The organism is Pygmaiobacter massiliensis, from assembly GCF_900199435.1.
Lineage (GTDB): Bacteria > Bacillota > Clostridia > Oscillospirales > Ruminococcaceae > Pygmaiobacter > Pygmaiobacter massiliensis.
Genome location: NZ_OAML01000002.1, coordinates 542,952 through 564,016, shown reverse-complemented (window position 1 = coordinate 564,016; position 21,065 = coordinate 542,952). Strand labels below are relative to the sequence as shown.

Sequence of the window (21,065 nt, the reverse complement as noted above, 5' to 3'; positions counted from 1 at the left end):
CCTTCCGTAAAGCTCATCGAGAATAAAAATAAAGCAGTAATTCTACCTGTTTTTATGATACTGCGAAAAAAGGGCCGGTGCAATGTACAAAAAAATATTAAAACTAAGATTTTCTTGATATTCTGGTGAATTAATCAAAAAAATCTTCTATTTTCGTTATATTATTTCTTTTCCCGGAAATGCTGTTTTACTTCACGAGCGGTTAACAATTAATTTGTGATATCCTTCTCGAAAAAGCAGCCAAATCGTAGGCACATCAAAGAGCTGTACGCGGGTGAAAAACAAAAAATGTTCTCCCAATACGCACATTTTTGTTGGTGATTTAAATCTGAAAGCATCGTTAAGCACCAAAACAGCAAACATATTAATTATACTTTACAGGAAAAATGAAGTTAAAGTTGCTTTGGACTTGCTTTTTCGCTAAGTATCCGTTAAAATGGTAAAGCTGTTTGTTTGTGATACGAGAACGGACAAAATTTCATATTGCGTACAATTTAGGAGGACATCATGAAAAAATTCGGCTTACTACCCCGGCTGATTGTGGCGATTGCCGCCGGTGTGTTGTTGGGCAGCATATTACCGCGAGAGGCCATTGGCGTATTTGCCACCTTTAACGGTTTGTTTGGCAATTTCCTTAACTTCTCTATTCCCCTTATTATTATTGGCTTTGTTGTGCCCGGCATTGGCGATTTGGGCCGCGGCGCGGGTAAAACGCTTGCACTTACCGCCGGCATCGCTTATATGTCTACCGTGTGTGCGGGCAGTCTTGCTTATTTTGTGGATAGTGCCCTTTTCCCCAGTTTGCTCAAAGGCAGCGCCTCGATTGTTGACTTTAGCGCAAGCAATCCGGAAGAGGCATTGGTAGGTTCTCTCTTTAATGTAGAGATGCCTCCGATTATGGGCGTTATGTCTGCCCTTATCCTTTCTTTCGTTGTGGGCCTTGGCATTGCAGCCATCAAAGGCGACACTTTGAAAAAAGGTTTTAAAGATTTTCAGGACATTATCTCGAAACTCATCAGTGGTATTATTATTCCGCTTCTGCCATTTCATGTGTTCGGCATCTTTGCCAACATGACTTTTGCAGGTGAAGTTTATAAAATTATGAGCGTATTTGCAAAGGTATTTGTAGTGATTATTGCGCTGCACTGCGTGATGCTTTTGCTGCAATATACCCTTGCAGGCACCCTGTCTAAACAGAACCCGCTGAAACTGCTCAAAAACATGCTTCCGGCTTACACCACTGCCATTGGCACCCAGTCGTCTGCGGCGACGATTCCCGTGACTTTGGAACAGACCAAAGCCAACAACGTACGTGCTGACGTAGCAGACTTCGTAGTGCCCCTTTGTGCTACGATCCATTTGGCGGGCAGCACCATTACACTGACCAGCTGTGCCATTGCCATTATGTATATTTCGGGCATGCCGATTACTTTTGCGAACATCTTCCCGTTCATCTTAATGCTGGGCGTAACAATGGTAGCGGCACCCGGTGTACCGGGCGGCGCGGTTATGGCAGCAATCGGTCTGATTCAGTCGATGCTCGGCTTTAACGAAACCATGTGCTCGCTGATGATTGCACTTTACCTTGCGCAAGATAGCTTCGGCACTGCCTGCAACGTAACCGGCGACGGTGCTATTGCCGTGCTGGTGAATAAAATCACCGCTGGCTGGAAAAACAAAGAGGCTGCTTAAAATAGCGTTTCTCATCCGCTGCTTGCTTCGGCAAGTGGCGGATTTTCTTTTCAGTGTATTAAAACTGATAGCAAAAAGCCAATCAAAGCGATTGTTTTTCTGTTCTTTACATTTATTACCCTATTGTGTAGTATGATAACGACACCAACGGCAAGGTGGTCGTTTGGAGAAGGGATGGAACGCAATATGTTAAAAGAACGTGCAAAAAAATATTATTTGCAGGAAAACCGAAATTGTGCAGAAGCCGTGCTTATGGCAGCCAATGAGGTATATGGGCTGGATATCCCGCCCGAAAGCATTGCAATGATCGGCGGTTTTGGCGGCGGCATGGGTTGCGGCGGCGTCTGCGGCGCACTAAGTGGCGCAGTGGCAGCGGTTGGTAAGCGTGTTATCGAAACCAAGGCGCACGATACTGAGGGTCTGAGCGAAACCTGCGCCGCACTCGTGGAAGATTTTGAAAAAGAGCTTGGCTCGACGCTTTGCACCGAGTTGAAAGCGAAATATAAAACAGAAGACCAGCGCTGTGCAGAAACCGTAGAGCGCGCAGCAGATGTGCTGGAGCGTTGCATGGCAAAACTGGCAGGCGAAAGCACCGAAGAATGTGTTACAGTTTCGCCGGAAGATATTAAACGCGTAAAAGCATTCGGCTTTTTGCACTGTAAGGGCACCGACCGTTTCAACGGCCGTATCATCACCCGCAACGGCAAAATTACTGCAGCCGAGAGCAAATGTATCAGTGAGGCTGCTCAGAAATTTGGCAACGGTGAACTCGCGATGACCACCCGCCTAACCATTGAAGTACAGGGAATTCCGTATAACCAGATTGAGCCGTTCCGAGCCTATGTTGCACAAGAGGGCCTTTATACCGGCGGTACCGGCAGCAAGGTGCGCCCGGTCGTGTCCTGCAAAGGCACCACCTGCCAATATGGCTTGATTGACACCTTTGCACTTTCGGAAGAGCTGCACCGCCGCTTTTTTGAAGGATATAGCCAGGTGAAATTGCCGCATAAATTTAAAATTGCGGTTGGTGGCTGCCCAAACAACTGCGTCAAGCCGGATTTGAACGACCTCGGTATCATCGGCCAGCGCGCCCCGCAGTTGGATGAGGACCTTTGCCGCGGCTGCACAAAATGCGTGACGGCGTCTGCCTGCCCCATCAGCGCCTCTGCGCTTTCAGAGGGCAAGCTCTCCTTTGGTGACGACTGCAACAGTTGCGGACGCTGTATCGGCAAATGCCCGTTCCATGCACTGGAAAACGGGGCAGCCGGATACAAAATTTATATTGGTGGCCGCTGGGGCAAAAAGACAGCCGAAGGGCATGCACTTTCCCGCCGTTTTACCAGTGAGCAGGAAGTGTATGATGTCGTTGAAAAAGCAATATTGCTTTTCCGTGAGCAGGGTAAAACAGGCGAACGCTTTGCGGATACCATTGCGCGTATTGGCTTTGACGAAGTGGAACGTCAGCTTTTGGGCAACGAGCTGCTGGAGCGAAAAGCAGAGATACTTGGCGCAGAGCTGCACCTTGTAGGCGGCGCTACTTGCTAAGCTGCTCCTCAATAATAAAATCAAAAGAGCTGTTCTGATAAGGGAACAGCTCTTTTTTCTTTGAAAATATTGGCATAATTTGTTGTAAGGCAAAGGTTCTTCGTGCTATGATAAGAATGCTATATAGTGGGAAGTGCTTTGCACAAAATAACAAGTTGTAAAAATCCTCTCTGCGCTGCGCAAATATTTATAAAAATGCAAAATGCGAAATGAAAAATCAAGCAAAACATTGCCGGGAAAAAAGCGGGTAGGTAAGCAAGCTTTATGGTTGACCGGGCTGTGCAAGCATTTTTAAGGAGGGACCTATGCCGGGAAAGAACAACCATATTTTATTGGTTGCGGAACAAACAAACACCGTATGCCACGCTTTTTGTGCAGGCTTAGAACAGGAAGCAACGCTGCATCGCACAAATTCGGTACAGCAAGCGCTCATGGTGCTGCAATCCATCCTAGGGGGCATCGACGCCATTGTGGTTTATCATGAACGGGAACATGAAACCACAGCACTGGTACTGCTGCAAAAGTTAAAGCAGGGGGTGGAGTTTCGCAATACCCCAGTACTGGTACTGAGCGAGCATATTGGTGAGCGCGGCAGCGTGCTTGAAAAAGGCGCCGCAGATTTCGTCTTGGCATCAGAGGGGAAAGCTGCCTTCCAGGCGCGGCTGAAGAAGGTTTTGTGGGAACAGAAATTGCCTCCGCTAATGCGTCAGGGTATGCTGACGGGAACGCAGCAGGAACTGCACGGCTACCTGACCGGTGTGCCTTTTGGGCTTGTTGTGTTTCGAACAGAATCAGATGCCTTGGACGCACCGCTCACAATTGATTATATCAATGAGGCTTTTGCTGAACTCTGTAATATTTCTGCGGCGAAATTACATAACGGGAATTTGCAGCAGGTGTTTGCAAGCCTCGATCCTGACCTTTTGGATATTTGCAGGGAAGTGGCGCTGACTGGAGGCAACCGTTGCCTGATGGACGAGATTGGCAGCGAAAAGGCGATTTCGTTTTGCTGCTATCAGCCTCGGTTGCGGTACTGTGTGTGCGTGGCGCAGGACATTACCGAACTGCGCCAGTTGCAGCGTGAAAATGACCGCATGGAGCAGGAGCAGATAGAGCTTTTGGAAGAACAGCTTTACCGTGCCCAACATGATGAGCTGACGGGTGTTTACCGCAAGAGCAAATTTTTAAAACGGACCGAAGAAATTTTGACTGAGGCCCCGGATACAAAATTTGTCTTTATTCAGCTGGACATTCACCGCTTTGGGCTGGTAAATTCTTTTTTTGGTATGCAGCAGGGTGATGAGCTTTTGCAATATGTGGGAGCAGAGCTTCGCCGTGCAGGGATGCGATATGCCGTTTGCAGTTATGGGCGCATTCGCTCTGACGTGTTTGGAATGTGTGTGCCATACCAGGCCGATACACTGGCACAAACGCTCGATATCCTTTGCCGAAATATCAAGAATTATAATCGAGATTATAATATCCGGCCTTGCTTTGGGCTTTATATTATTGAAACCAATGCACTGCCGATGGAACATATTCTGGTTTGCGCAGAACTTGCTGCAAACCAGGTGAAAGCCAACCGCTACGGTGTGAATTACCTCTACTATACCAAGGAAATGGGGCGCGAGCTGCTGAGCGAGCAGCAGTGTGTGCAAGACTTGCACGCCGCCTTGCAGCAGGAACAGTTTGAGATTTTTTTGCAGCCCAAATGTAATATTCGCGAAAACCGCAATGCCGGTGCAGAAGCACTGGTGCGCTGGCGGCACCCAAGGCGAGGGCTACTGACACCAAATCAGTTTATCCCGGCATTTGAGCGCAACGGCTTTATTTTGCAGCTTGACCTTTATGTGTGGAACAAAACCTGTGCACTGCTAAAAAAATGGATAGACGAAGGGCAAAAGCCTAACCCCATCTCAGTGAACATTTCTCGCGTGGATCTTTACAATCCCAAAATTGATGACATCATCATTGATTTGGTGGATAGCTACAACCTCCCGCACGAGCTGCTGGAGCTGGAATTAACCGAGACGTCTTACACAGATGATCCGATAGCGATGAAGAAAATCGTGGCGCGGCTGCAGCGGGCAGGCTTTAAGGTGCTGATGGATGACTTTGGCAGCGGCTATTCTTCACTCAATATGCTTAAAGATATTTCGGTGGATGTGCTGAAAACCGATATTCGCTTTCTTGCAGAAAGTGAGGTGCCCGGCAGGGGAGAAAATATTCTGGGCTCGATTATCCGCATGGCAAAGTGGCTTTGCATGCCGATTGTAGTAGAAGGGGTTGAAAACGAGCGTCAACTTCGGCTGCTGCGTAGCCTAGGCGGAGATTACGCGCAAGGGTATTACTTTGCAAAGCCAATGCCAGTGGCGGAGTATGAAGAATATCTGCAAAACCACCAGGGCATGGAAGTTGCATTGATGAGCCGACAGATAGAAAAGCTGGATCCGCTCAGCTTGCGCGACCCGCAACTTGACCTTTTATTTGACACTCTCCCCAATGCAGTTGCTATCTATGAGCTTTTTGGTGACAGCATTGAAATGCTGCGGGTTAACCAGGCCTTTATTCATCTGATGGGGGAATCCGATATTGTTTTACACCGCCCGTCTGTACTTTCCGTCGTAGAGCCGGTGTTTCACCAGTCCGTGCGGGAAGCTTTTCACAAAGCAGTGGAAGAAAAAAGCACCGCAGAATGTGTTTATCTGCGCCAGATGGCAAATGGCGAAAAACGCTGGATTCAAATTCGTTTGAACTATGTGGCGCATAATGAAGACCGGCAACTTCTGTATGGCGCGCTGACCGACGTGACGGATTTGAAACAGGCCGAAGCGCGTATTGAAGAGCAAAACTGGGTAGAGGAGCGTATTTATAAGGCTGTGCCCTGTGGGATTGCGGAATTTGATGCAAGTGGTAAGATGCGCATTTACCAGGCAAACCATGCGGCGATTGAGATGCTGGGCTACGGCGAAAAAGAGTTCTGGTTGGTGCCTCGTTATTTTGAGGATTACCTCTATGGAGAGCAAAAAGAACAGGTGAAACAGCAGCTCGCAAGAATCTCGGAAAACCATGTGGAAATCATCGAATATCCGCTGCAAAATCGGCGCGGCGAGCTTCTTTGGATTCACGACTCAGTCAAGCGGCTGAAAAATGAAAAAGGCCAGGACATCTATCAGTCTGTTTTGACCGATTTAACCCGCCAAAAAGATGTAGAAGAACAACTGAGAGATGCCATGATGCGGGATGCACTGACCGGCCTTTATAATCGCAAGGCATTTGAACAACTGGTTGCAGACCGCCTGCGCACCTCTAAAACCGGCACCGGCACATTTATGATGCTGGATATTGATAACTTTAAGCAAGCCAACGATAAAAATGGCCACTTGTACGGTGATGTGCTGCTGATTAAAGCGGCAACTTTGTTGCAAAACAACCTGCGCGATCGGGATATTATCGCCCGGCTTGGTGGGGACGAGTTTGCAGCTTTCTTGCCGGATGTGGACGCGCCTGAAATTGCGCGCCAGCGTGGGGAAAGCATTACCTACGCCTTTAGCATTTCCGGCGCAGACCAGAAAAAACTGACCTGTTCCATAGGTATTGCGTTTGCTCCGGTACATGGCACAAGCTTTGCAGAGCTGTATATCCATGCCGATCAGGCGTTGTATTCGGCGAAAAAAACAGGCAAAAACTGTTGTGCCCTCTATCAGCCGGAAACGGCAGAGGAAGAACGCGAAGAAAAGGAAGTGAGCCTTCCGGCCTTAGGGTAAACTGTGATTTCTGCAATAAACAAAAAAGCCTCCGGCAAGTAGCCGGGGGCTTTTGTCATTTTTTAGGTTTATGAAAAGCTATTTCGTGAGGGTCGCAACGCAGCGCTGCCCGTCAAATTCGCCGACAGTTACCGGAATGATATCGCCGGAGCGATAACCCGGGGCGGCGACCACTACCGGGATATAGCTTTTGGTATAACCGGTAAAGCTGCTTTTGCTGATGGGACGCTCCAATAAAACTTCTTCGTGGTGGCCTTCGAATTCATGAATCACTTCTGCACGCACGGCATCTGCAGCGGCAATCATTGCCTTGCTGCGCTGCGCTTTTACCTGCTCGTCTATCTGCTCGGGCATCTCCGCTGCAACTGTACCGGGACGGCGGGAATAGCTGAAAACATGCACTTTCAAAAAGCGCAGGCTCTGCACAAAACTCATACTCTCCTCAAAATCGGCATCCGTCTCACCGGGGAAGCCCACAATCACGTCGGTCGTAAATACGGCATGGTCGAAAAGCTCGCGCATATGCGCTACAACACTGCGGTACTCTGACGGGGTGTAAAGGCGATTCATCGCAGAGAGTGTTTTTGCACAGCCGCTTTGCAGCGAAAGATGAAACTGGCAGCAAAGCTTGCGGATTCTAGAAAGCCGTACCAGCGTTTCATCGCTTAGCAGATCCGGTTCGATAGAGCCGAGGCGAATCCGCTCGAGTCCTTCTACTTCGGCAGCGGCTTCCACAATATCGGCAAGCGACGAACCGTTGTCGTTACCGTAGCAGGTAAGATTGATACCGCTGAGCACAACCTCTTTATATCCGGTCTCCACCAGGCGGCGCAGCTCACTGAGAACGCTTTCGGGGGCGCGGCTACGTACTTCGCCGCGCGCTTTGGGGATAATGCAATAAGCGCAGTGGCGGTTACAGCCGTCTTCAATTTTCATAAATGCGCGGGTATGGCCCACAAAATTTTCGGCAGGCAGCTCTTCAAACGCTTCGCCTTTGGTATGGGGCACAATGTCAATAATGCGTTGCTGCGTCTGCAAGAATTTTTGCACATGAGCAACCAGACGGCTGCGCGCGCTGCTGCCGGTAATGATATCTGCTTCGGTAATTTCATCCGCTTCTTCGGGGAACGCCTGCGGATAGCAGCCGGTGAGCACCGTTACGGCGCCGGGATTTTGCCGTTTGCAGCGGCGCAGCCACTGGCGGCTTTTTTTGTCGCCGCCCGCGGTAACGGTGCAGCTGTTGACAATATACACATCCGCGACTTCAGCGCCTTCTACGATCTCAAATCCGTTTTCGTAAAAAAGCTGCTGAAGAGCACCGGTTTCGTTTTGGTTGACTTTACAGCCTAGGGTATAAAAGCTGACTTTCACTGTCGTGACCTCGTTTTTAATAATATAGTAACGCTTATTATATCGAATTCTGCGAAAAAAAGCAAAAGTCTCCATAAACGGATTTTTGCCCGCATATAAATAAGGACGAAAGACCGAGGCGGGGTTTATCTCGTCTCTTTTAGGAGGAGGCTGTGCAATAGATGAAATGTAAACGCTTTATAGCAGCTGCGCTGGTGGCGGTGCTGGCCCTGGCGGCGGTGCTGCCGGCAAGCGCATCGGGGGCAGACCCTGTCTCGGAAGAGTCTGTGCCTACTGCGGCAGCGGCGGGGACCTCCCGCTTCACCATGCCCACGTTTGACGTGCCCGCAAAAGGCGCCGTGCTGATGTCGCGAGACACCGGCGAAGTTTTGTATGCCAAAAATGCAGATGAAAGAATGCCGATGGCAAGTATCACCAAGGTAATGACATTGCTGCTGACCTTTGACGCACTTGATGCGGGGAAAATCAGCATGACAGATATCGTACCGGTATCCGAGCATTCCTATTCTATGGGCGGCAGCCAAATTTGGCTGGAGCCGGGCGAGCAGTTCACACTGGACGAAATGATTCGCGCAATTTGTGTTTCTTCTGCGAATGACGCAGCTGTTGCTGTGGCAGAATATGTAGGGGGCTCAGAACCTGTTTTTGCCGAGATGATGAATAAAAAAGCGGAAGAACTTGGGATGGTGAACACGCATTTTGTAAATGCGTGCGGTTTGGATACAGAGAACCACTATTCCAGCGCTCACGATGTTGCCATCATGTCGCGCGAGATGTTGACAAAGCACCCCGAAATAACAAAATATACCACAATCTGGACGGATTCTTTGAGAGGCGGCCAGACCCAGTTGACCAACACCAACAAGCTGCTGAAACGGTATGCAGGCATTGACGGCCTAAAAACCGGTACCACCGGCGGTGCGGGTGTTTGCATCAGCGCGTCTGCTGTGCGGGATAACCTGGGTCTGATCTCGGTCGTGCTCGGGTGCGCTTCCAGCGCGGAACGATTTGAAGCAGCTACCACGCTGCTGGACTATGGCTTTGCGAATTTCGAGGCGGCATCTTTCCCGCAGATTAACGGGCAGCTTACCTCTGTCCCTGTCAAGGGTGGCTGCGAGCTGGAAGTGCCGCTGACCTACGCCGTACCGGAAAAGCTGCTGCTGAAAAAAGGGGAAGGTGCAGCACTGGCTGCCACCGTTACTTTGCCGGAAGCGGTAGAGGCGCCGGTGCAGCCCGGGGCACAGCTTGGTACGGTTACACTTGCAGTGGGCGGAGAAAAGCTTGGCGAGTACCCCGTAACCGCCGCCGCAAGCGTGCCGGAAATGAATTTCAGCTTCGCTTTAGGCCTTTTGTTCCACGCGTTAACAACTCTTTAAATTTTTGTGAATCTGCGGGTTTTTGCTTGACACTGCGGAGCTGTTACTATATCATTAAAGACAAGGAAGAGACCCCACACCGTGGGTGTAAGCACGCGGCTGAAAACTCAGTTCGCGCCTCGCATATCCAGTGTCCGGTCTTGCCGGTATTCGATGGTTTGGAGGCTCCTATATGTCTGTAAAACTTAACACGAAACACCTTGCCGGATTCGTCCGTGAGGAAGAGTTTGACAATATCTGGTCCCAAGTGGAACTTGCCCACCGCACCCTGCATGAGCATAGCGGCGCGGGCAATGATTTTCTCGGCTGGGTCGACCTGCCTGCTAATTACGACAAGGCGGAGTTTGCACGCATCCAAGCGGCTGCGGCAAAGATTCAGTCTGACAGCGATGTGCTGATTGTCATTGGCATCGGCGGCAGTTACCTCGGCGCCCGCGCGGCGATCGAAGCAATGACCAGCCCCTTCTACAACGATACTGCAAAAGAAACACCGAAGATTTATTTCTGTGGTAATAACATTTCTTCCAGCTACCTGCAAACACTGCTTCGCCTGTGCGAAGGCAAGCGCGTGTCGGTCAACATAATCTCGAAATCCGGCACAACGACCGAGCCGGCAGTGGCTTTCCGCGTGTTCAAAGATTATCTGGAAAAAACCGTGGGCAAGGAAGAAGCAAAGAAACGCATTTATGCGACGACCGATGCTAAGAAAGGCACGCTGAAAGAACTTGCCGACACCGAAGGATACGAAACCTTTGTTGTGCCGGACGACGTCGGCGGGCGATTCTCGGTGCTTACTGCGGTTGGTCTGCTGCCCATTGCTGTTGCTGGGCTGGACATTGCCCAGCTGATGGCAGGCGCCGCTGAGGCAAGAACCAAACTTGCAGCTACCGGCAAAGAGAACGATTGCTACCGGTACGCCGCAGCGCGCAATATCCTTTACCGCAAAGGGAAAAAGGTAGAGATGCTCGCCTGCTACGAGCCTGCTTTTGCCATGATGAATGAGTGGTACAAACAGCTGTTCGGCGAATCGGAGGGCAAAGACCAGCGCGGCCTGCTGCCGACCTCGGTCATCTTCTCTACCGACCTGCACTCGATGGGGCAGTATATTCAGGACGGTCAGCGCATTCTGTTTGAGACCGTGGTGGATATTAAACACCCCAAAGAGGAGCTGTTTATTGAAAAAGCAGCCGATAATTTTGACGGACTGAACTTCCTTGCAGAGCAGAATATGTCCTACGTCAACCGCAAGGCGATGGAAGGTACAATTCTGGCACACACCGATGGCGGCGTGCCGAACCTGGTGCTGGAGGTAAACAGCCTGTCAGAGTTTGACCTTGGCTACTTGATTTACTTCTTTGAGAAAACCTGTGCAATCAGCGGTTACCTGCTTGGGATTAATCCGTTTGATCAGCCGGGTGTAGAAAACTACAAAAAGAATATGTTTGCATTGCTTGGCAAGCCTGGTTATGAGGGCGCAAAGGCCGAGCTCGAGGCGAAACTCAACTAACTTGTATGTTGCGCCTCGGACTCGACCGGGGCGTTCAAAAAAAGGAGGAATTTCCAATGATTAAACTGATTGTTGGTGGCAAAGGCTCCGGCAAAACCAAAGCAATGATCGAAATGATCAACGAAAGCGCAAAGACGACCCCGGGCAACATCGTGTGTATTGAAAAATCCATGAAGCTGACTTACGATGTCTCCCATGCTGTCCGTCTGATTGATGTCGATGAGTACAAAATCACGGGTTATGACGCGCTTTACGGCTTTGTTGCAGGCATTCTTGCAGGCAACTATGACATTGTCGAAGTTTATGTAGACGGTATCCTCAAAATTGGCAACCGGGACCTTGAAGGCCTGGGCAAAGTTTTGGCCCAGCTTGATGCTGTAATTGGCGACAACGTTAAACTGGTGGTCACTGTCTCTGATGACATGGAAAATCTTCCTGAGTCGGTCAAAAAATATCTGTAATCAAACCTAGAAAAAAGGGAATGATGGCAGCATCATTCCCTTTTTTATGTGCTGTTTGCGGGGCGCGGCAACAGTGTGCAAAAAACTGTGGAAATTTACCGACATTTCAATATTTGTTGTTGACAAACCGCCAAATAACACTTATAATAATCTAGCGACCTTTAGTGAGGTGCCGTATGTTACTTGATATTCGTAAATATCTTTCCCGTGAAAATGTAGACCTAAGCGATTCTTTTTCGCTTACGCTGAAGGACAAGTCGTTTCTGGCTGAACTCACACTGCCTGAAACTGTGGACGTCTTGTACAGCTGCAAATCTCATGGAAACAACGGATTGGATTTAAAGCTGGAGATCGCATTTACAGCAGATGTGCAATGCGCACGCTGCCTTGCAGAATTTAAGCGCAGCTATCGTTTTGAACCTTCTTATACCTTGTATAAAGAAGACTATGAATGCGAAGAACCAGAGCTGCCGTTCTCATCGGATGGCAAACTGGATCTGGAAGAATTAAGCTACACCGAAATTCTGCTCGGTCTGCCGAGTGTGATCTTGTGCAGCAGTCAATGTCAGGGCTTGTGCCCAGTATGCGGCAAACCTCGTAGTGAGGGTTGTAGCTGCGACCCTGATGCCGATGGTGGCAGGCAATCAGTATTTCATCAATTATTATCTTAAGATTTTAGATAATCAGAGGAGGTGCTTTAAAATGGCAGTACCCAAGAGAAAGGTTTCCAAGGCGAGACGCGACAAGAGGCGCTCCTCTGTGTGGAAGCTTGAGACCCCCGCTTTAGTCAAATGTGATCAGTGCGGTGAGCTGAAACTTCCCCATAAGGTTTGCGGCAGCTGCGGCTACTACAAAGGCAGGGAAATCATCAAAAAGGAAGCATAAGCTTTCTTGCAAACGGCAAGGGGGAGGACGTGTCCTTCCCCTTTTTGTTTATTTGTGGCATAAAATTGCTCAAATCAGCAAAGCTATGTCGGAAAGGAGGAGTGGAGAATGTCGGTCACCGTAAAATCTGTGGATGAGGGCTCACTGGCCCAGCAAGCAGGTCTTTCGGCAGGCTGCGTGCTGGTTTCTATTGACGGGCAGCAGATCAACGATATGCTCGACTACGAGTTTTATTCGGCAAAGCCGCAAATTACGCTGCGCTTTTTAAAAGATGGCGCAGAGCAAGAGGCAACGCTGGAAAAAGATGAATATCAGCCGCTTGGCTGCGAGTTTGAGACCTACCTGATCGATCGACACCATTCCTGCAAAAACAAATGCATCTTTTGTTTTGTCGACCAGCTTCCGAAAGGGTTGCGGCAAAGCCTGTACTTCAAGGACGACGATGAACGGTTGTCCTTTTTGTTTGGCAATTATATCACGCTGACCAACCTTTCTCGCCATGAGATAGAGCGCATTAAAAAAATGCACATTTCTCCGATTAATATCTCGGTGCACACTGTTGACCCCGCGTTGCGGGTGGCGATGATGGGTAACCGGTTTGCTGGGAAAGTTCTCGAGTTGATTACCGAGCTTGCAGAGGCAGGCATCGAGATGAACTGTCAGCTGGTGCTTTGCCGCGACATCAACGACGGTGCTGCCTTGGAACAGAGCTTGCAGGCTTTGACTGCGCTTTACCCGGCAGTGCAAAGCATTGCGGCGGTGCCGATTGGTATCACCAGCTTTCGCGAAGGGCTTGCCCCGCTGACGATTTACGATAAAACCTCGGCAGCCGAGGTGATAGACATGATGGAAGCCTACGGCGACCGCATGATGGAGCAGCACGGCGAGCGGGTGGTTTACCCGGCAGACGAATGGTATTTGATTGCTGAGCGTGAAATGCCGCAAGAAGAATTTTACTGCGGTTACCTGCAGCTGGATAACGGGGTAGGGATGTGGCGCAAATTCTATGACGAGTTTATGGAAGAACTGGGCAAGCACCACAGAATACACTTGCCCTGCCGTGCCGATGCCGTGACAGGCGTTTCGGCTTACCCGCTGATTTCGTCTTTGGCGCAGGCACTGCAAAAAAAGTATCGCTTTGTTAAAATAAAGGTGCATCGCATCGAAAACCGGTTTTTTGGCGGAAACGTTAGCGTGACCGGGTTGCTTACGGGCGGGGACATCATCAGCCAGTGCGAGGGCAAACTGCTCTCCAAAAGGCTGCTTTTGCCTGGTACCACTCTGCGAAGCGAACAGGACATGTTCTTAGACGACACCACGCTTGACGAATTTTCGCGTGCGTTAGGTGTTACAGTAAAAGTAGTTCCACAAGATGGCGGCGCTTTGGCGCGGCTGATGCTGGGACTCGAACCGTAAAGGAGGCTGGACCGGATGTCAAAACCGATTGTTGCCGTGGTGGGGCGCCCGAACGTGGGTAAATCCACTTTTTTCAATAAAATGATTGGTCAGCGACTTGCCATTGTTGAGGATACCCCGGGTGTTACCCGAGACCGTATCCACGGAAATTGCGAGTGGCAAAACCACGAATTTATGCTGATTGATACTGGTGGTATTGACCCGGAAAGCGATTCCGGCATGCTGCTGTATATCCGCCAGCAGGCGCAACTCGCCATCGAAATGGCAGACTGCATTATTTTTCTTACCGATATTCGCAGTGGCGTTACCGCCAACGACATGGACATTGCAAATATGCTGATGCGCAGCCGCAAACCGGTAGTGCTTGTAGTAAACAAGTGCGATGCGCTGGGCGAGCCTCCGCTGGAGCTTTACGATTTCTACTCGCTCGGCCTCGGTGAGCCGTATCCGATTTCCTCCGTGCACGGCCATGGCACCGGTGATGTGCTTGATGCCATATGCGAAAAGCTGGATTTCGATAGCGCTGCCAATGAGGATGAAGAACGTACCTCGGTTGCACTTATCGGCCGCCCCAACGTAGGTAAAAGCAGTTTGCTGAACTATATTCTCGGCGAAGAGCGTACAATTGTAGCAAATGAAGCGGGTACCACCCGCGATGCCATTGATGCTGACGTGGACAATAAATTTGGCAAGTTCACTTTTATTGATACGGCTGGCCTGCGCAAGCGAGGCAAAGTAGAAGATGGTGTTGAGCGTTTCTCGGTGGTTCGAAGCCTTGCGGCAGTAGAGCGAGCAACTGTTTGTGTCATTATGATAGATGCCACAGTGGGCTTTACCGAGCAGGATTCTAAAATTGCCGGGTTTGCACACGAGCAGGGGAAAGCCTGCATTATCGCTGTTAATAAATGGGACGCCATTGAAAAAGATGGCAAGACCATGGATATGCAGCGCAAAAAGCTGATGGATGATTTCAGCTTTATGTCTTATGCACCGATTATTTTTATCAGTGCAAAAACGGGACAGCGTGTGGATCGCCTATTTGATTTGATTAAATACGTGGACGGACAGAACGCCCTGCGCGTTACCACAGGCATGCTGAACGACCTGCTGGCGCGCGCTACCGCACGTGTACAGCCGCCGTCTGACAAAGGTAAGCGCCTCAAGATTTACTATATGACGCAGATTTCTACCCGCCCGCCGACCTTTGTCACTTTCGTTAACTCAAGGCAGCTGTTCCACTTCTCGTATCAGCGCTATATTGAAAACCAGATTCGTGAAACTTTTGGCCTGGAAGGAACCCCCATTCGCATTATTCCGCGCGAACGGGGCGAGGGCAAATAAGGAGGCAGAAACATGAGTGTCGTCTCGATTCTTTGTTCCGCAGTCGCAGCATATCTGCTGGGTTCGCTCGATTTTGGCATCATTGTATCGACCGTGTTTTACCGTAAAGATATCCGCACAGTTGGTTCCGGCAATGCCGGTATGACCAATATTCTGCGCACTTTCGGCAAAGGTGCGGCAGCGGTTACGCTGGCGGGCGACATGCTGAAAGGTGTAGGCGCTGTACTGCTGGCAAAATACCTGTTCAGTGGCCTTTCCGGCGTTAGCCCGATGTATTGCGCATATGTTGCGGCCATCGGCGCGTTGCTGGGGCATCTGTTTCCGCTTTACTTTGGCTTCAAAGGCGGCAAAGGCGTTTCCGTTGCGGCTGGCACTATCATTGGCATTCAGCCGCTGCTGGTGCTGCCGCTGATTCTTGTCTTTCTCGCTGTGGTCTTTTTCACCCGCATTGTTTCTCTTTCTTCGATTATTGTAGCGGCGCTCTACCCGGTTGTTACCCTGATTTATTATACTGTTTGGGGCGATGGCGCAAGCAATCCCCTCGTGAATACGCTATTCGCTGCTTTTATGGGTGGCCTTGTTATTTGGATGCACCGCAGCAATATTGCGCGTCTGCGTGCCGGTACAGAATATCGCTTTGGCGAGAAAAAGGCTTAAATTTATATAAATGCACAATTCAATGCTGCACTTGTAAGCAGTTGCGAGGTGCTGTGAAACTCTCTGCTAATTCTGATATGAATTGGCAGAGAGTTTTTTTGTAAAATGAAATTGGCTTTTAAAAGCCCCAATTACACTTAAATCATTGTAATATTGTTTTTGTAAAATGCTTTTCTTTTGTAATAGAAAGGCGTTTTCTTTTTTTGGTTGTTAATTTTCTTCCTGCACTTGCGGCACAAAGAAAACAAAAGTGCGTTATTCCTCGGTTTTATTTAGTAGAACTGTGCAGAGAAAATACCAAAAGCAGGAAAACTTTATCTAACCCTCTGAAATTTTGCAAAAATGTATTCCAGAAAAAGACAAGTGTTGCTATATTGGAGAAAGACTCGTATAATAATACAAAGAGGCAGTTGTTCTATTAGGCAAACTGCAAAAGATAAGATTTAGATGAGGTGTTAATTGGTGGAGATGATAAGCAATATCGTTGGTGCGGTCAACGACTTTTTTTGGAACTTTGCGCTTTTGTTTTTGCTATGCGGTACCGGCGTTTATTTTACGCTGCGGCTGCGTTTTGTGCAGGTAACAAAGTTTAAAGCCGGTATGAAAGCGGTTTTCGGCAACATCAAGCTGCATGGCGATAAAGCAGGCGCAGATGGCATGAGCAGTTTTCAATCGCTGGCGACGGCAATTGCGGCACAGGTAGGCACAGGCAATATTGCGGGCGCAGCAACCGCATTGGCATCTGGCGGTCCGGGCGCTATTTTTTGGATGTGGGTTTCTGCATTTTTCGGTATGGCCACTATCTTCTCTGAGGCGACAATGGCTCAGAAATACCGTACAACAATTGACGGTGAGGTTACAGGCGGCCCGGTTTACTACATAAAAGCTGTGTTCCGGGGCAAGTTCGGTAAGTTTTTGGCTGGCTTTTTCTCGGTAGCCATTATCCTTGCCCTTGGCTTTATGGGCAACATGGTGCAGGCAAACTCCATCAGCGATGCGTTTCGCGCTGCATTTGGACTTCCTCCGCTGGTTACAGGCGTTTGTGTAGCAGCCATTGCCGCATTTATCTTTATGGGTGGCAAAGGAAGAATTGCTTCTTTCACTGAAAAAATCGTACCGATTATGGCTGCATTATATGTGCTTGGCGGATTAGTTGTGGTTTTAATCAATTTCAAAGCTGTCCCCGCGGCACTGGCTTCTATATTTGTAGGCGCGTTTAATCCGCAAGCAGTAGCAGGCGGCGTGGCAGGCGTTACAGTACGTCAGGCAGTGCGTTATGGCGTTGCGCGTGGTCTTTTCTCCAATGAGGCAGGCATGGGCTCTACACCCCACGCACACGCGCTGGCAAAAGTGGCGCATCCTTGCGATCAGGGCATCGTGGCAATGATTGGTGTATTCATCGACACTTTTGTTGTGCTGACCATGACTGCACTTGTTATTCTGACGACCGGCGCGCTTTCTACCGGCACTACTGGCGCAGTGCTCGCACAAACAGCGTTTACCTCTGTTTTTGGTAATGCAGGTAAAGTATTTATTGCAGTGTGCATGCTGTTCTTTGCGTTTTCCACCATCATTGGCTGGTACTTCTTTGGTGAGACGAACGTGAGATACCTGTTTGGTAAAAAAGCAGTAAAAGTATATTCGGTACTGGTAGTGCTCTGTGTTATGCTGGGCAGTCTGATGAAAGTAACCCTGGTGTGGGATATGTCTGACATGTTCAACGCTTTAATGGTTATTCCAAACCTGATTGCCATGCTGGCACTTTCCGGCGTTGTTGCAGAAACTTATAAGGAATACGGCAAGCTGCCGGTTCATAACAGCAAAAAATAAACAAAGAAAAAGCTCCGAAGAAAATTCTTCGGAGCTTTTATTGTTTTAAAAGGATAAAGTAAAAGGGTAAAGGTGGGCGGTGCCGTACTTACCCCAAGATGCTTTAAACTCAAATTGCACAAAAATATAAAAGCCGCCTTTACAGGCGGCCTTTACGGATGTTGTGAATTTTAAAAATTAGACTGCGCGGGTAACTTTGCCCGAGCGCAGGCAACGGGTGCAGGCGTGGATATATTTCGGGGAACCATCCACGATTGCCTTAACTCTTTTGACGTTCGGTTTCCAAGTACGGTTAGAACGTCTGTGGGAGTGAGAAACCTGGATACCGAAGGTAACGCCCTTACCACAACAATCACACTTTGCCATTTACTGCACCTCCTCATTTCAAGTCGCTATAATATAATAGCAAAGGACAGGCTGAAAAGCAATAGTTTTTTGAAAAAAATACGCCAACAACCGAAAAAACTCCTCTGCAACGACGACAAACTACCAATGTTACTTGCACAGTTTACCATAAACCGATATAATAAACAATTGTATAATTAAAATTATTTCGCACGGCAAAAGCAGTGCTAAAAGAGAGTAGGGATTTTTATGAGCAGTCTGTTTGACATTGTAGTGCGAGCGATTGTACTGCTGACAACAATCCCAGTCCACGAGGCTGCCCATGCACTGGCGGCTGAAAAAATGGGCGACGATACCCCGCGCCGCGCCGGGCGCTTAACCCTCAACCCGCTGGCACATTTTGATTTGCTGGGTACTTTTTCCTTATTATTTCTCGGTATTGGCTGGGCAAAACCAGTGCCGATTAATCCGTCACGTTTCAAAAACCCTAAGCGGGGCATGGCACTTTCTGCGGCGGCCGGTCCGCTTTCCAACCTTGCAATGGCATGGCTTGCACTCATTCCTGCAAAGCTTTGTTATTATGCCCCATACTCCACGGTTTCTGAAACACTATACATAATTTTTATCAATATCTGTCTTTTAAATATTTCCCTGGGTATTTTTAATTTGATGCCGTTTCCGCCGTTTGATGGCGGGCGCATTTTCAGCGCGTTTTTGCCGCAGCGATTCTACTTTCAAATCATGCGGTACGAAAAATATATTCTGGTGGTTGTGCTGGCGCTGCTTTGGGCAGGCGCCCTGCAAACACCGCTGCACTATTTGAACAATCTGCTGTTCACTTTTCTGGATTTGATGACCCGGTGGGTGGACGTGATTGCGCGGCTGGTTTTTTGACTAACCTAACCAAAGCGAGGACGTATGGAAAATTTGACTTTTACCCTTGCAGATTTTGAAGGGCCGCTGGATTTGCTGCTCTACCTTATCGGCAAAAATAAAATGAAAATTGCAGACATTGAAATCGTCGGCTTGATTGACCAATACTTGCAGCTGGTAAACCATGCGCCGGATGCCGGCATGGACGAAGCGAGCGAGTTCATCGAGATGGCCGCGCGGCTGATTTACATGAAATCAGTCTTTCTGTTGCCGCGGAATGATGAGCAGGACGAGCTGCGGGAAGAGCTGACCGGTATGCTGGTAGAGTATTCTGCCTGCAAAGAGGTTGCGGTACGCCTTGGCACGCTGGCAGACGGTATTTTTATTGCAGTACGCCAACCGCTGGATCTGGAGCAGGATATGACCTATCGCTTACAGCATAGCCCAGAGGAGCTGCGGCGAGCCTGCAAAGCGATACAGGGCAAACAAGTGCGCAAGGCGCCCCCCACCCGGCAGGAATTTGACCCGATTGTCACCGCACCGTTTGTATCGGTGGCAAGCCGCGTTGTGCATGTACTGCGCGGTCTTGTGACAGGCAAGATTCATCAGCTTTGCGGCTTTTTTGATAAAAAACGTGGGCGCAGCGAAAACGTTGCAACCTTTTTGGCAGTGCTTGAGCTGCTGAAATCTGGCCGCATTACGTTGGACGAGAATGAAAAAATCACGCTGCGTAAAAGCAATACGAAGCGAGCTTGATTGCGAAAAGTGAGGAATTTACATGGAGCTGAAAATCTACCGCGCTGCGCTGGAGGCGATTCTGTTTGCGGTGGCAGAGCCCATCAGCGTAGAAAAGCTGGCGACGGCTTTGGAGTTGGAACCCCAAACGGTCGAGCGCCTTTGCTGCGCGCTGAAAGATGAATATGATAAAGAAGAGCATGGTATCGGTCTGCTTTGCCTAGAGGGGCGGTGGCAGTTTTCCACAAAGCCCGCACTGGGCAGCTATGTAAAAACAGCGCTGGATAACCGCCGCAATGTGCCCTTGTCGCCCGCTGCACTCGAAGTTCTGGCTGTCATTGCGTACAACCAACCGGTTACCCGCAGCTTTGTCGAGCAGGTTCGTGGCGTCGATTCTTCCGGCGTAGTGCAGTCGCTTACCCAGAAAGGGCTCATTGAAGAAGCCGGGCGTTTGGAACTGCCCGGCCGACCGATTGCTTTCCGCACCACTGACGTGTTTTTGCGCAGCTTCGGGCTGTCTTCTCTGGAAGAACTGCCACCGCTGCACGACGAGCCGGAAGAGATGGCAGAAGCGGCAGAATAAGTGCACTTTAAAAAGTTTTATTACAAATCGAAAGAAGGCTGTGGCGATGCAGATGTTTTTGACCATACTGCTTTGGGTACTCGGCATTCTGCTTGCGCTGTTGCTGCTTTTGCTTTTTTGCCCCGCAGTGGCCGAGGTTCGGCTGAACTACGATAAGCTGACGGTACGTGCGAGGATTTTGGGTATTCCGTTTACAGTTTGGCCGCAAAAAGAAAAGAAGCCCCAAAAAGAGAAAAAAGAACCCAAAGAAAAACCGGAGCCAAAACCGAAAAAAGAAAAGCAAACTCCGTCTAAAAAGTTTGAGCTTACCTTTTCTAAAGTGGTCAGCATTGCAAGCATGGCGGGACGTATTATGCGACGCTTTCTTGCTGCGCTGCATATCCGCGGGGTAAAGCTGGTACTGCCGGTGTCGTCTGGTGATGCTGCTTCCACCGCGTTATTTTATGGACGCTTTTGTGCGTTTTTTTACGGCGGGTTGGCAACACTGCAAAATATCATCGATATTCAGGCAGAAGACATCAATATTATCCCGGATTTTGGCGGAGACAACAAATATCGCAGAAGTTTCTATTGTAAAATAGAGGCTACGCCGTTTATAATGTTAGGTGTAGCACTCTATGCGTTCAAACAGCTCAAAGAAGAGCGGATTTTATGATACTGCCGCAGCCCCAAAAAGGACAG

General features: G+C 49.2%; 18 protein-coding genes. 16 read left to right on the top strand and 2 right to left on the bottom strand.

Features of this window, described 5'->3' with window-relative positions; all coding sequences use genetic code 11:
* Positions 1-507 precede the first annotated feature (507 nt).
* The 3 genes from C1A11_RS02700 to C1A11_RS02690 all read left to right on the top strand — a co-directional run bounded on the left by C1A11_RS02700 (position 508) and on the right by C1A11_RS02690 (position 7,004).
* Complete coding sequence (locus C1A11_RS02700) at positions 508-1,692, top strand: dicarboxylate/amino acid:cation symporter (protein WP_102048875.1); 1,185 nt, start codon at positions 508-510, stop codon at positions 1,690-1,692.
* Between the two features lie 186 nt (positions 1,693-1,878).
* Complete coding sequence (locus C1A11_RS02695; RefSeq protein WP_102048874.1) at positions 1,879-3,237, top strand: C-GCAxxG-C-C family (seleno)protein; 1,359 nt, start codon at positions 1,879-1,881, stop codon at positions 3,235-3,237.
* 305 nt (positions 3,238-3,542) lie between these two features.
* Positions 3,543-7,004 carry an EAL domain-containing protein gene (locus tag C1A11_RS02690; protein WP_102048873.1) on the top strand — a complete coding sequence of 1,154 codons (3,462 nt, stop codon included), beginning with the start codon at positions 3,543-3,545 and terminating at the stop codon, positions 7,002-7,004.
* 78 nt (positions 7,005-7,082) lie between these two features.
* Here the strand turns inward: C1A11_RS02690 and mtaB are convergent, their stop codons facing one another.
* Positions 7,083-8,375 (bottom strand): tRNA (N(6)-L-threonylcarbamoyladenosine(37)-C(2))-methylthiotransferase MtaB, encoded by a 1,293-nt coding sequence (gene mtaB / locus C1A11_RS02685; protein WP_102049225.1) that lies wholly within the window; start codon positions 8,373-8,375, stop codon positions 7,083-7,085.
* Positions 8,376-8,536: 161 nt separating this feature from the next.
* Between mtaB and C1A11_RS02680 the strand changes: the two genes are divergently transcribed.
* From C1A11_RS02680 to C1A11_RS02640, 9 genes are all read left to right on the top strand, one after another.
* Entirely contained in the window at positions 8,537-9,751 is a 1,215-nt protein-coding gene (locus C1A11_RS02680) for a D-alanyl-D-alanine carboxypeptidase family protein (RefSeq protein WP_102048872.1), read from the top strand.
* 172 nt (positions 9,752-9,923) lie between these two features.
* Positions 9,924-11,258 carry a glucose-6-phosphate isomerase gene (locus C1A11_RS02675; RefSeq protein ID WP_102048871.1) on the top strand — a complete coding sequence of 445 codons (1,335 nt, stop codon included), beginning with the start codon at positions 9,924-9,926 and terminating at the stop codon, positions 11,256-11,258.
* Positions 11,259-11,314: 56 nt separating this feature from the next.
* A complete protein-coding gene (locus C1A11_RS02670) occupies positions 11,315-11,719 on the top strand; it encodes a hypothetical protein (protein WP_102048870.1) in 405 nt (134 codons plus the stop codon).
* Between the two features lie 176 nt (positions 11,720-11,895).
* Positions 11,896-12,390 carry a YceD family protein gene (locus tag C1A11_RS02665; RefSeq protein ID WP_102048869.1) on the top strand — a complete coding sequence of 165 codons (495 nt, stop codon included), beginning with the start codon at positions 11,896-11,898 and terminating at the stop codon, positions 12,388-12,390.
* A 31-nt stretch (positions 12,391-12,421) separates the two neighbouring features.
* A complete protein-coding gene (gene rpmF, locus C1A11_RS02660; protein WP_102048868.1) occupies positions 12,422-12,604 on the top strand; it encodes a 50S ribosomal protein L32 in 183 nt (60 codons plus the stop codon).
* Between the two features lie 108 nt (positions 12,605-12,712).
* Entirely contained in the window at positions 12,713-14,020 is a 1,308-nt protein-coding gene (locus tag C1A11_RS02655; protein WP_102048867.1) for a DUF512 domain-containing protein, read from the top strand.
* Between the two features lie 15 nt (positions 14,021-14,035).
* Complete coding sequence (der, locus tag C1A11_RS02650; protein WP_102048866.1) at positions 14,036-15,361, top strand: ribosome biogenesis GTPase Der; 1,326 nt, start codon at positions 14,036-14,038, stop codon at positions 15,359-15,361.
* A gap of 12 nt (positions 15,362-15,373) precedes the next feature.
* Positions 15,374-16,018 carry a glycerol-3-phosphate 1-O-acyltransferase PlsY gene (plsY, locus tag C1A11_RS02645; protein WP_102048865.1) on the top strand — a complete coding sequence of 215 codons (645 nt, stop codon included), beginning with the start codon at positions 15,374-15,376 and terminating at the stop codon, positions 16,016-16,018.
* Positions 16,019-16,480: 462 nt separating this feature from the next.
* Positions 16,481-17,848 (top strand): alanine/glycine:cation symporter family protein, encoded by a 1,368-nt coding sequence (locus C1A11_RS02640; RefSeq protein WP_102048864.1) that lies wholly within the window; start codon positions 16,481-16,483, stop codon positions 17,846-17,848.
* 177 nt (positions 17,849-18,025) lie between these two features.
* On the opposite strand, the gene rpmB is transcribed toward C1A11_RS02640, so the two are convergent.
* Positions 18,026-18,214: a 50S ribosomal protein L28 gene (rpmB, locus tag C1A11_RS02635; protein WP_102048863.1), complete on the bottom strand. Its 189-nt coding sequence runs from the start codon at positions 18,212-18,214 to the stop codon at positions 18,026-18,028.
* A gap of 228 nt (positions 18,215-18,442) precedes the next feature.
* Between rpmB and C1A11_RS02630 the strand changes: the two genes are divergently transcribed.
* From C1A11_RS02630 to C1A11_RS02615, 4 genes are read left to right on the top strand one after another with little or no spacing between them, the layout of a single operon-like run.
* On the top strand, positions 18,443-19,087 hold the full coding sequence (locus tag C1A11_RS02630; protein ID WP_102048862.1) for a site-2 protease family protein: 645 nt from the start codon (positions 18,443-18,445) through the stop codon (positions 19,085-19,087).
* A 24-nt stretch (positions 19,088-19,111) separates the two neighbouring features.
* Complete coding sequence (locus tag C1A11_RS02625) at positions 19,112-19,822, top strand: segregation and condensation protein A (RefSeq protein WP_102048861.1); 711 nt, start codon at positions 19,112-19,114, stop codon at positions 19,820-19,822.
* Positions 19,823-19,844: 22 nt separating this feature from the next.
* Positions 19,845-20,384 carry an SMC-Scp complex subunit ScpB gene (gene scpB / locus C1A11_RS02620; protein ID WP_102048860.1) on the top strand — a complete coding sequence of 180 codons (540 nt, stop codon included), beginning with the start codon at positions 19,845-19,847 and terminating at the stop codon, positions 20,382-20,384.
* A gap of 46 nt (positions 20,385-20,430) precedes the next feature.
* Positions 20,431-21,039 (top strand): DUF2953 domain-containing protein, encoded by a 609-nt coding sequence (locus tag C1A11_RS02615; RefSeq protein WP_102048859.1) that lies wholly within the window; start codon positions 20,431-20,433, stop codon positions 21,037-21,039.
* Positions 21,040-21,065 lie beyond the last annotated feature (26 nt).

Coding starts and splice junctions, on each gene's coding strand:
- C1A11_RS02700 (WP_102048875.1), top strand. CDS start 508: ATGAAAAAATTCGGCTTACTACCCCGGCTGATTGTGGCGATTGCCGCC.
- C1A11_RS02695 (WP_102048874.1), top strand. CDS start 1,879: ATGTTAAAAGAACGTGCAAAAAAATATTATTTGCAGGAAAACCGAAAT.
- C1A11_RS02690 (WP_102048873.1), top strand. CDS start 3,543: ATGCCGGGAAAGAACAACCATATTTTATTGGTTGCGGAACAAACAAAC.
- C1A11_RS02680 (WP_102048872.1), top strand. CDS start 8,537: ATGAAATGTAAACGCTTTATAGCAGCTGCGCTGGTGGCGGTGCTGGCC.
- C1A11_RS02675 (WP_102048871.1), top strand. CDS start 9,924: ATGTCTGTAAAACTTAACACGAAACACCTTGCCGGATTCGTCCGTGAG.
- C1A11_RS02670 (WP_102048870.1), top strand. CDS start 11,315: ATGATTAAACTGATTGTTGGTGGCAAAGGCTCCGGCAAAACCAAAGCA.
- C1A11_RS02665 (WP_102048869.1), top strand. CDS start 11,896: ATGTTACTTGATATTCGTAAATATCTTTCCCGTGAAAATGTAGACCTA.
- rpmF (WP_102048868.1), top strand. CDS start 12,422: ATGGCAGTACCCAAGAGAAAGGTTTCCAAGGCGAGACGCGACAAGAGG.
- C1A11_RS02655 (WP_102048867.1), top strand. CDS start 12,713: ATGTCGGTCACCGTAAAATCTGTGGATGAGGGCTCACTGGCCCAGCAA.
- der (WP_102048866.1), top strand. CDS start 14,036: ATGTCAAAACCGATTGTTGCCGTGGTGGGGCGCCCGAACGTGGGTAAA.
- plsY (WP_102048865.1), top strand. CDS start 15,374: ATGAGTGTCGTCTCGATTCTTTGTTCCGCAGTCGCAGCATATCTGCTG.
- rpmB (WP_102048863.1), bottom strand. CDS start 18,214: ATGGCAAAGTGTGATTGTTGTGGTAAGGGCGTTACCTTCGGTATCCAG.
- C1A11_RS02630 (WP_102048862.1), top strand. CDS start 18,443: ATGAGCAGTCTGTTTGACATTGTAGTGCGAGCGATTGTACTGCTGACA.
- C1A11_RS02625 (WP_102048861.1), top strand. CDS start 19,112: ATGGAAAATTTGACTTTTACCCTTGCAGATTTTGAAGGGCCGCTGGAT.
- scpB (WP_102048860.1), top strand. CDS start 19,845: ATGGAGCTGAAAATCTACCGCGCTGCGCTGGAGGCGATTCTGTTTGCG.
- C1A11_RS02615 (WP_102048859.1), top strand. CDS start 20,431: ATGCAGATGTTTTTGACCATACTGCTTTGGGTACTCGGCATTCTGCTT.